A 10,291-nucleotide genomic window follows, 5' to 3' on the forward strand; every position below is an offset into this window, starting at 1 on the left:
TTACGGTGGTGGCTGTGGGCAGCGGCAGCGGGATTGAACCTGTGACCTGTGCCGCAGCGGGGGCTCTGATGGGCTTTCTTTTGTTTAATGTATATCCGGCTTCCGTATTTATGGGGGATACGGGTTCCCTTGCCCTTGGAGGCTTTGTGGCCGCCTGTGGATATATGCTGCAGATGCCCTTATACATAGCCATTGTGGGCAGCGTTTATCTCATTGAGGTGGCTTCCGTGATCCTGCAGGTAGTGTATTATAAATGCAGCGGCGGAAAAAGGCTTTTCCGCATGGCGCCCCTGCACCACCACTTTGAGCTTTGCGGCTGGTCCGAGACCAGAATCGTGGCGCTGTTTACCATTTTTACGGCGATCATGTGTCTGGCCGCCTTAAAGGGATTGTAATTTACAAAACGGGTGAGGAGGAAGGAAATGTTTGAAGGACAAAGGTGTCTTGTGATAGGCTCCGGTATCAGTGGAATGGGAGCAGTCAGCCTGTTAAAGCAGTTTGGAGCGCAGGTCATACTTTACGACAGCAAGGAAACCATGACGAAGGAGGAGCTTAGAAAAAAGCTGGGGGAACTTTCCCCTGGCGTGACCTGTGTGACGGGAGAGCTTCCCCGTGAAATAGAGGAGAGCGTCCAGCGTGTGGTGCTGAGTCCGGGTGTGCCGGTGGACCTTCCGCTGGTAGAGAGACTGCGAAACAGGGGAGCGGAAATCTTAGGGGAGATCGAGCTGGGATTTCTGGCGGAAAAGGGAAGAGTTGCAGCCATCACCGGAACCAATGGGAAAACCACTACCACTACCCTGGTGGGGGAGATTATGAAGGCGTATCTGGGAGAGGACAATGTGTTTGTGGTGGGGAATATTGGAAATCCCTACACCATGGAGGCTTTAAAAACCCGGCCTTCCTCCGTTACCGTTGGGGAGATCAGCTCCTTTCAGTTAGAGACCATACATACCTTCCATCCTGCCGTATCCGCAATCTTAAACATTACGCCGGATCACTTAAACCGTCATCATACCATGGAGGCGTATGTAGCGGCAAAGGAGGCTGTGGCTTCTAATCAGACAAAATCGGATATCTGCGTCCTGAATTATGAGGATGCCTATACCAGAAGCTTTGGAGAAAGATGTTCCGCCAGAGTTGTCTGGTTTTCCTCCAAAAGAGCGCTGGCCGATGGTTATTATCTGAAAGGGGACAGTATTGTAAAAAGCCAGGGGGGAAAGGAGACGGCGCTGCTTGATATCCACAAGGATATGAACCTTGTGGGAATCTGCAATGTGGAGAATGTGATGGCGGCCATAGCGGTGGCGGAAGGGATGGAAGTGCCCATGGAGGTTATCCTTTCCGTGATCAGAGACTTTCATGCGGTGGAGCACAGGATTGAATTTGTGGCGTCCAAGGGCGGTGTTGACTATTATAATGACTCCAAGGCAACCAATCCAGACGCGGCCATACAGGGGATACGCGCCATGAGCAGACCTACGGTGCTCATTGGGGGAGGCTACGATAAGGAAAGCGAATATGATCAGTGGATCGAAAGCTTTGAGGGAAAGGTGAAATGGCTGGTGCTTGTGGGCCAGACCAGGGAGAAAATTGCGGACTGCGCCAAACGCCACGGCTTTGACCGGATCAGATTTGCGGATACCTTTGAGGAATGTCTTAAGCTGTGTACTGAGCTGGCAGAAGAAGGAGATGCCGTGCTTTTGTCTCCCGCCTGTGCCAGCTGGGGGATGTTTCCCAACTATGAGGTCAGGGGCCGGAAATTTAAGGAATATGTAAACAGTCTTTAAGAGCAGGCTGTGAAAAGGAGTTGTGTATGGCGGCGAGAAGAACCAGGAAGCGTAAACGAAAAGAACAATCTGAATATTTTTTTGATTACAGTCTGCTGTTTATTGTATTTTTCCTGCTGGGCTTCGGACTGATTATGATTTATTCCGCAAGCTCCTACGAGGCTTATGAAGAGTATGGGGACGCGGCCTATTATCTGAAGCGTCAGCTGATGGCTGCCATTCTGGGACTGGTGCTGATGACCATTGTGGCCAACATTCCCTATCATTTCTGGGAGCGCTTTGCAGTGCTGGGCTATCTTGTGTCAGCGGCGATGATTCCTGTTGTGCTCACGCCCCTGGGCGTGGAAAGCCACGGAGCAAGGCGCTGGATTCGGATTCCGGGCATTGGCTTTAATCTGCAGCCGGCGGAGGTGGCAAAGCTGTGTATGATTCTTTTCCTGGCCACACTGGTGTGCAGGATGGGAAAGAGCGTCCGGACCCTGAAGGGCTTTTTTCTCATGGTCTGTATTCCGCTGCCCATTGTGATCATGGTCTGGAAGATAACGGATAACCTAAGCTCCGCTATTATTATCATGGGAATCTCTCTGCTTATGGTGTTTGTGGCCAGCCCGGACTACAAAAAATTTGTGCTGATGGGCCTTGCGGGAGTGGCAGTAGTGGCGCTGATTGTTTTTATGATCGTGAATGCAGATTCTGTGGAAGGCTTTCGAAGCGAGCGCATTCTGGCCTGGCTGGATCCGGAAAGCTATTCCCAGGACAAGGGCTTTCAGACCATACAGGCTCTTTATGCCATCGGAAGCGGCGGCATCTGGGGAAAGGGACTGGGACAGAGCATGCAGAAGCTCAGCTTTCTGCCGGAGGCCCAGAACGATATGATCTTTTCCATTATCTGTGAGGAGCTTGGGCTTTTTGGCGCCATCTGTGTCATCCTGATGTTTATACTTCTTTTATGGCGCATGATGATTATAGCCAACAATGCGCCGGACCTTTTCGGAGCCATGCTTGTGGTGGGGGTGATCGGACATATTGCCATTCAGGCTATCTTGAATATTGCAGTGGTTACCAACACCATCCCCAATACGGGAATCTCCCTTCCCTTTATCAGCTACGGCGGCTCCTCGGTCATGTTTCTGCTGATAGAGATCGGGCTGGTGCTAAGCGTGGCAAAGAGAATTCAGCTGAAGGAATTATAGGGGAATCATAGTGTGTCCGCCATTGGTACAAGGTACCGTGCCGGTTCCTGTTACATATGATGGAATAGGTCTTAAATTTTGGAACCGGATGGTGTTGCATGAATTCGATTCAGATTCAGGGTGGTGTTGCCCTTCAGGGGAAGGTCCGCATTCAAGGCTCTAAAAATGCGGCTCTGCCCATCTTAGCGGCAACCTTGCTTACGAAAGAGACCTCCTGCATACACAACTGTCCCAGGATTGCCGATGTGCACCGCATGGTCAGCCTGTTAAGAAGCCTGGGCTGCCAGGTGGTCTGGGGGGGAGGACGGCCTTCGGGTCAACGCCCTTGAGGTATGCGGACGGGATATGCAGGGAGAAGCCATCACCGGCATGCGCTCCTCCTTATGTCTTTTGGGAGCGCTGATTGGCAGATGCGGTCAGGTGGAAATGGAGTACCCGGGAGGCTGCGTCATCGGAAAAAGACCCATAGACCTGCATCTTGGAGCACTGGAGCAGATGGGGGTGTGCTTTATCTGCGAGGACGGAAAGCTGAAAGGACGGGCCGAGGCGCTGCACGGAGCGGATATCCACCTTCCCTTTCCCAGCGTGGGGGCAACGGAAAATATTCTTCTGGCCGCTGTGGCCGCGGAGGGGGATACCCGGATTATGGGAGCTGCCATGGAGCCGGAGGTGACGGAGCTTGTCCGCTATCTGACAGGCTGCGGCGCCAGGATTGAAGGCGCAGGCACGGACACACTTAAGATACAGGGCGGCCAGACCTTGTATGGCACGGATTTTCGAATCTGTTCCGACAGGATTGTGGCGGGAACCTACCTGTTTGCCTGCATCGCCGCCGGAGGCAGCGTGCTTTTGGAGGATGCGCCTGTAAAACAGCTTGAGGCTGTACTGCAGATGGCACAGGAGATGGGGGCAGGACTGTGTGTGGCAAAGGAAGGCATTTATGTCCAGGCCCCAGGAAGGCCCAAATCCCTTTCCCACATCAAAACCGCTCCCTATCCGGGGTTTCCCACGGACCTGCAGTCCATGGCCTTGGCTGTCATGACCGTGGGCGACGGACAATGCAGGATTGAGGAAACTATTTTTGAGAATCGTTTTCGGGCAGCCCAGGAGCTGAAAGTCATGGGAGCGGATATCACCCTGCTGGATGAGAGGACGGTCCTGGTGCGCGGCGTGGAGAAACTGTCGGGGGCTGCGGTGGAGGCAAGGGAGCTGAGGGGCGGCGCGGCCCTGGTCATTGCGGGGCTGATGGCGGAAGGAACCACGGTGGTAAGTGGCTGTTCTTATATTTACCGGGGATATGAAAACATCTGCAAAGATTTAAGAGAGTTAGGAGCGCGGATTGTAAGTGCATAGGGGCAAAAGGAAAATCATAATCAAAATACTGGCGGCGGCAGCGGTTTTTGCGGTCCTGGCTGCAGGCGCATTTTACGTGATACAGACCCATACCATTCAGACCGTGTATGTGGAGGGAAATGTGCACTATACGGAGGATGAGATAAAGAGCTTTGTCATGGAAGGCTTTCTGGGCAACAACTCTCTGTACCTGTCCCTGAAATACAAAAACAGAGGGGTGGAGGATATCCCCTTTGTAGATGTGATGGATGTAAGCATTCTTTCACCGGATACCATTAAGATAACAGTGTATGAAAAGGCTTTGGCCGGCTATGTGAAATATCTGGATACCTATATGTATTTTGACAAGGACGGCTATGTGGTGGAAAGCTCCAGCGTAAAGACCCAGGGGGTCCCCCAGATCACGGGACTTGATTTTGATCATGTGGTTTTGGGAGAGCCCCTGCCGGTGGAGGATGACGGGGTTTTTGCCAATATTCTTGAGATCACACAGCTTTTAAACAAATATAAGCTGAGTGCGGACAAAATTTATTTTCACAGCGCCGATGAGGTTACTATTTATTTTGGGGATGTGAAGGTGTCCGTAGGGAAAACGGGAGAGAGTCTGGAGGACAAGATTATGCTTCTCCCCAATTTTTTACAGCAGCTGGAAGGGAAAAGCGGCACCCTGCAGATGGAAAATTTTGACGGTGGAAACGGGCAGTTTACTTTCAAACCGGACTGAATTTTCTCAAAAAATGTATTGATTAATTTGTGAAATAATTATATGATAATCTATATGGAATTTAAAAATGAAATTTTGCGGTTTCATTTGGGAAGAGGAGGATTTACCCTTGCTGGAGATTAAGACAAACGATGCTGAATCTGCTGCGAAGATCATTGTAGTTGGTGTAGGCGGAGCAGGTAATAATGCTGTAAATAGAATGATTGATGAAAAAATTGACGGTGTGGAATTTATTGGAGTAAATACGGACAAGCAGGCCTTGCAGCTCTGTAAGGCTCCCAGGCTTCTGCAGATCGGCGAAAAGCTCACAAAAGGGCTTGGAGCAGGCGCCAAGCCGGAGATCGGCGAGAAGGCGGCCGAGGAGAGCACGGAGGAGATATCCGCCGCTTTGAAGGGAGCGGATATGGTTTTTGTCACCTGCGGCATGGGCGGCGGAACAGGCACCGGAGCTGCTCCGGTGGTAGCCAGGCTTGCCAAGGAAATGGGCATTCTGACCGTAGGAGTGGTGACAAAGCCCTTTCGTTTTGAGGCAAAGGCCCGTATGGTAAATGCCCTGAGCGGTATCGAGCGTATCAAGGAAAACGTGGATACCCTGATTGTGATTCCCAATGACAAGCTCCTTGAAATTGTGGACAGGCGTACCACCATGCCGGAGGCTTTGAAGAAGGCGGATGAGGTGCTCCAGCAGGCTGTGCAGGGAATTACGGATCTGATCAATGTGCCCTCTGTTATTAATCTGGACTTTGCGGATGTACAGACCGTTATGAAGGATAAGGGCATCGCTCATATCGGGATTGGAGAAGGAAAGGGAGATGATAAGGCCCTGGAGGCTGTTAAGATGGCGGTGGAGAGCCCTCTGCTTGAGACAACCATTTCCGGTGCTACCCATGTGATTATCAATGTTTCCGGAGATATCACTCTGGCGGATGCCTCGGATGCTGCAAGCTATGTACAGGAGCTGGCCGGTGATGAGGTGAACATTATTTTCGGCGCTATGTATGACGCGTCCAAATCTGACAGCTGCACCATCACTGTAATTGCCACCGGTCTGGAGGATGTGGCAAACAATACCCTGCAGAACAGACTTGGCAGCGGAAATGCCTACAGACAGCCTGGATCGCACATGACCACGCCAAATTCCCTGAAGGGACTGAACCTGCAGTCTGGCCAGCAGGCAGGTGCATCCGGCGGAGCGCAGACGCCGTTAAAGCCTCTTGCAGGCATTCACAGGCCTACGGATATCAGGAGTTCTGTTGAAGAGAAATCTTTGAAGATACCTGACTTTTTGCAGCGCAAATAGAAGGGTGTTTTTCGGACAGCAGTGATTTCGGATAGAAGTGAATCAATATGGCAAGAATAAGGCATATAAGGAGGAGAACCTCCCTGTATGCCTTTTTTAGAGAGGTGATATGCTGAATGAATCATGAGATAGAGGACGAGAGAGAAAGAAGAGAGCGCAGAAGGCGCTTGATGGCAGAGAGAAAGCGCCGCAGCAGGCGGCTTAAGCTCATATATGCGTGTATTCGGAAATTCGGTCCCTATGCGGCGGGGCTTGTAGCTGCGATTGTGCTGGTCTGTGTGGGCGTAAGCCTTTCGGGAAACAAGGCCGGGAATGTGCAGGCCGGACAGGAGAGCGGGGCTTATGAGGAGACGGCCCAGGGTGGAACGGCTTCTATGGAGGAAGGAGCGCTCATGGAGACGGATGCTGCCATGGGAGAAAGCCAGTCCGCGGAAGAGGAGGCGCCTATGGAGGGAAGCTCCTCACCGGCTGCCCAGACCCAGGAGGCGGAGGATACAAAAAAGGCTTACAGCGCAAACGTTACGGCCCAGACTGCGCAGCTGGGAGCGGATATCGACAGCAGCTATGCCATATTGATTGACCTGGACACAGGGAACGTGCTGGCGCAAAAGCAGGCGGAGGCAAGAATCAATCCTGCATCCATGACCAAGGTACTGACGGTTTTGGTTGCGGCGGAGCATGTGGAAAATTTGGACGATACCTTTACGATTACCTTAAATGAAACGGATTACAGCTATGTCAATGACTGCAGCAGCGTAGGCTTTGCGGAAAATGAGGAGGTGACCGTGCGGGATCTGTTTTACGGAACCATTCTGCCCTCAGGGGGAGATGCAGCTGCCGGTCTGGCTGCTTATGTGGCGGGGTCCAGAGAGGCCTTTGTGGAGCTGATGAATGAAAAGCTTGCGGAGCTGGGATTGTCCGACACAGCCCATATGACCAACTGCGTGGGGCTTTATGATGAAGATCATTACTGTACTGTGTACGATATGGCTATGATTATGGAGGCGGCCCTGGATAACGAGCTGTGCAGGGAGGTTTTGTCGGCCCACACCTATACCACTTCATCCACGCCCCAGCATCCCGAGGGAATTACCATTTCCAACTGGTTTCTGCGCCGTATTGAGGATAAGGACACCGGCGGCGAGGTGATCTGCGGAAAGACCGGCTATGTAGTGCAGTCGGGGAGCTGCGCGGCCAGCTATGGAAGGGACGTAAATGGCAGGGAGTATGTGTGTGTGACCGCTGATGCGGGCAGCTCCTGGAAATGTATTTATGATCATGTGGCGTTGTACAAGGAGGCAAGCGGGACTTAAGATGAAGTAAATATTCTAAAAAAATATTGAATATAAGAAAATAAACTGATATTATATACACATAGATAAATTGTAAGTGCATTTTCTGCTGTGTTTTGGCTGACTGTTTAAAAAGGAAGCCATAATATGTTATTGCAGAGGAGGTGGAATGTAGAGAAACAGCAGAAAACATTTGACAATATTCTAATATTATAAGAAAAGTTGTGGAAAGGGGATAAAAATGAAAAAAAGATTATTATCAGTAATTATGGCAGTGGCAATGCTGGAAGGAAATTGGATGCAAGTAAACGCCGAAGAAGTAAATTTGTTACAAGAGGCTGTATATAGTTTGGAAGAAGGATATGCAGCTTACTATAATACTGCAATGGCGAGTGGCAAGCAGTCAAAATCAATATCTGATTATGTGTATAGAAAATACCTTTCTTTACAAAGAAGGGATATTTATGAAGAATTAGAATCTTATATTGATAAGGAACAGAGTCTGGTATTATCAGCAATTTGACAACTTATATGACATCAAATGGTTATTGGACAAGTGTTAGTTACAATAATCCAATAACAATTGATAGTTCGACGGCATATTATTATAGAGTAGGGTGAAAAGGGAATGAAAAAGATATTGGTGGCAGTATTGTGTATGCTGATTTTCTGCGGCTGCTCTGTGGGAGAGCAGCAAAACGCATATCTGTCGTATTTTGAGCCCATTGTCAGAGAGCTTGAGGTGTCCTGGGATGAATTGACCTCTGCATCCTATGCGGTTGTGATAGACAACTGGAGGGAGCAGGGAACGCAGACTGGAATTTATCAGGACAAAATTTATATCAGCTATCTGGACGGAGAATCCTATACATTTCATCTAGAAGAGGAGCTGGCGGAAGCTGAGGACTGGGGATGGCAAACAGCTGGGGCCTTCTATAGAGAGGGGGAGGAAAGAGCCTATATCTGTTTAACGGATACGAACATATATGCGGCGGAGGATGTACGCGGCGTACAGATTCTTTTACTGGATTATGCAGTTTACAAGCCGTCCGATTATCAGGTGACCCTATATCCGGCAGCTTTTCCGCTGCAGTTTACGTGGGTTGATGATTGCTATCGGTTGGGGGACTGTATTTATATTGCGGCGGAGGATGTGCTGGGAGAAATCAGGTTAGCAACTAGAGAGTTTCGCTATTGCGAGGAGGAGTACACTGCTCTTGAGAGGTACGGCAGGCAAGAATTTCCGGAAGAATCCTATCATATGTATTTTTTTGGAGCGGCGTTAAAGAAGGATAAAGTCACAGTGTATTCAGCGGAGATTTCAGAGGCGTATGATGTAGCGCCTATAGGGCTTGTATTTGCAGCTTTTGAGGATGATAAGCCCGTGGCCTATATGAGTGTGGATTTAAGGAATACGGATGTAAAGCAGGCCATTGAAGTGGAAATCATGGAGCATGAAAATTGAGAGGTATTTTTTGAATTTCAGCGGAGGCGGTAAAGCAAAATTTTGCTTTACCGCCTTTTTGTCGAATTCAATCAGGAAAAAATATCCATTCCAACCGTCTTTTTGACAAATTCCATGACTTATGAACCTTATAATGATTGTGAAAAGGGTGATAAAAATGCAATACGAGCTTTATGTTGACAGCCTTTTGCTGGTCAATTTTGTGATGAACCTGTATCCTTTAATGCTGGTAAGCCGTACCTCCTTAAGCCCTGCCACGCCGGGGAGGCTTCTTGGGGCGGCAGCCTTCGGCGCGGTGTCTTACTTCCTGCCGTTTTTGCTGCCCGGACCGGTATGGCTTAGACTGGCCCTGGGTGTGTCTCTGGGAACAGGAGGCATGATTTTGATTGCCTTTCGGACGGCCAGCGTGAGGGCCTTTGGCAAAGCTCTGTGGAAATTGTTTGTCTACTCTTTTTTTATGGGCGGGATTTTGCTGTTTTTGATCCGTTTTCTTCCTGGATTTAAAGCAGGTCTTGTCAACTGCTTTGGCATTATGGCTCTGGGAGGGGCAGGCTTTCTTTTTTTGTCCCGTTTTTTCAAGGATAAAAGAAAAAATCATTGTCTCTGCAAAGCCACGCTCATCCGAAAGGGGGATGAAATGACGGTGGCGGCCCTTATGGACTCCGGCAACAGTCTGATTGAGCCCATCAGCGGGAAGCCGGTTTCCATCATTGAAAAAAAGGTTTTTCAAAGCCTGTGGAGGGATATGCCGGAGGGCTTTAGGGCCATTCCCTACCACAGCATCGGAAAAAAGAGGGGGATATTGCAGGGCTATCTCTTGCCGGAGCTTAAGATAGAGATAGGCGGCGAGGTGAAGCTGTGCAGAGATGTTTATGTTGCGGTCAGCGAAGAGCTCTGTGGGGAAGAGGCTTTGGGGGGACAGGTAAAAATGATTCTTAACCCTGCGCTTCTTGCGGGCTGAAGCTCCAGAAAAAAAGAAGTAAAAATGGTCCAGGAGGTATCAGGATGATATTTAAGGTTGTAATACCGGGAAAAATGCAGTTTAAGATGATACGAAGGGAAAATATTCTGCTGCATAAAAAGGGTGATATCCATTATATCGGCGGGGCGGAGGTGCTGCCGCCGCCCTTGGAATCGGAGAAGGAAAACCAGGTGATAAGCGATCTGGGAACGGAGT

General features: G+C 49.8%; 11 protein-coding genes. All 11 read left to right on the top strand.

Annotation, left to right across the window (positions count from 1 at the left end; genetic code table 11):
• Positions 1-395: MraY family glycosyltransferase (locus AC1WIP_RS06110; RefSeq protein WP_481141002.1), on the top strand; the 395-nt coding region annotated here is incomplete at its 5' end.
• A 27-nt stretch (positions 396-422) separates the two neighbouring features.
• Positions 423-1,787 carry a UDP-N-acetylmuramoyl-L-alanine--D-glutamate ligase gene (gene murD, locus AC1WIP_RS06115; RefSeq protein ID WP_481141003.1) on the top strand — a complete coding sequence of 455 codons (1,365 nt, stop codon included), beginning with the start codon at positions 423-425 and terminating at the stop codon, positions 1,785-1,787.
• A gap of 26 nt (positions 1,788-1,813) precedes the next feature.
• Complete coding sequence (locus AC1WIP_RS06120) at positions 1,814-2,980, top strand: FtsW/RodA/SpoVE family cell cycle protein (RefSeq protein ID WP_481141004.1); 1,167 nt, start codon at positions 1,814-1,816, stop codon at positions 2,978-2,980.
• Between the two features lie 98 nt (positions 2,981-3,078).
• On the top strand, positions 3,079-3,309 hold the full coding sequence (locus AC1WIP_RS06125) for a hypothetical protein (protein ID WP_481141005.1): 231 nt from the start codon (positions 3,079-3,081) through the stop codon (positions 3,307-3,309).
• Positions 3,310-3,325: 16 nt separating this feature from the next.
• Positions 3,326-4,333, top strand: coding sequence for a UDP-N-acetylglucosamine 1-carboxyvinyltransferase (locus tag AC1WIP_RS06130; protein WP_481141006.1), 1,008 nt, complete (start codon positions 3,326-3,328; stop codon positions 4,331-4,333).
• Positions 4,326-5,057, top strand: coding sequence for a cell division protein FtsQ/DivIB (locus AC1WIP_RS06135; RefSeq protein ID WP_481141007.1), 732 nt, complete (start codon positions 4,326-4,328; stop codon positions 5,055-5,057). Before AC1WIP_RS06130 ends, AC1WIP_RS06135 begins: the two co-directional genes overlap by 8 nt.
• 109 nt (positions 5,058-5,166) lie before the next feature.
• Positions 5,167-6,357 carry a cell division protein FtsZ gene (gene ftsZ, locus AC1WIP_RS06140; RefSeq protein ID WP_481141008.1) on the top strand — a complete coding sequence of 397 codons (1,191 nt, stop codon included), beginning with the start codon at positions 5,167-5,169 and terminating at the stop codon, positions 6,355-6,357.
• A 116-nt stretch (positions 6,358-6,473) separates the two neighbouring features.
• Positions 6,474-7,670, top strand: coding sequence for a D-alanyl-D-alanine carboxypeptidase family protein (locus AC1WIP_RS06145; RefSeq protein ID WP_481141009.1), 1,197 nt, complete (start codon positions 6,474-6,476; stop codon positions 7,668-7,670).
• 220 nt (positions 7,671-7,890) lie between these two features.
• On the top strand, positions 7,891-8,172 hold the full coding sequence (locus AC1WIP_RS06150; protein ID WP_481141010.1) for a hypothetical protein: 282 nt from the start codon (positions 7,891-7,893) through the stop codon (positions 8,170-8,172).
• A 105-nt stretch (positions 8,173-8,277) separates the two neighbouring features.
• Positions 8,278-9,114, top strand: a complete 837-nt coding sequence (locus AC1WIP_RS06155; protein ID WP_481141011.1) for a hypothetical protein — start codon at positions 8,278-8,280, stop codon at positions 9,112-9,114.
• A 157-nt stretch (positions 9,115-9,271) separates the two neighbouring features.
• Positions 9,272-10,075 (top strand): sigma-E processing peptidase SpoIIGA, encoded by an 804-nt coding sequence (locus AC1WIP_RS06160; protein WP_481141012.1) that lies wholly within the window; start codon positions 9,272-9,274, stop codon positions 10,073-10,075.
• The last annotated feature ends 216 nt before the right edge of the window (positions 10,076-10,291 follow it).

Source organism: Acetatifactor sp., assembly GCF_982438285.1.

Coding starts and splice junctions, on each gene's coding strand:
- AC1WIP_RS06145 (WP_481141009.1), top strand. CDS start 6,474: ATGAATCATGAGATAGAGGACGAGAGAGAAAGAAGAGAGCGCAGAAGG.
- murD (WP_481141003.1), top strand. CDS start 423: ATGTTTGAAGGACAAAGGTGTCTTGTGATAGGCTCCGGTATCAGTGGA.
- AC1WIP_RS06130 (WP_481141006.1), top strand. CDS start 3,326: ATGCAGGGAGAAGCCATCACCGGCATGCGCTCCTCCTTATGTCTTTTG.
- AC1WIP_RS06150 (WP_481141010.1), top strand. CDS start 7,891: ATGAAAAAAAGATTATTATCAGTAATTATGGCAGTGGCAATGCTGGAA.
- AC1WIP_RS06160 (WP_481141012.1), top strand. CDS start 9,272: ATGCAATACGAGCTTTATGTTGACAGCCTTTTGCTGGTCAATTTTGTG.
- AC1WIP_RS06120 (WP_481141004.1), top strand. CDS start 1,814: ATGGCGGCGAGAAGAACCAGGAAGCGTAAACGAAAAGAACAATCTGAA.
- AC1WIP_RS06155 (WP_481141011.1), top strand. CDS start 8,278: ATGAAAAAGATATTGGTGGCAGTATTGTGTATGCTGATTTTCTGCGGC.
- AC1WIP_RS06125 (WP_481141005.1), top strand. CDS start 3,079: ATGAATTCGATTCAGATTCAGGGTGGTGTTGCCCTTCAGGGGAAGGTC.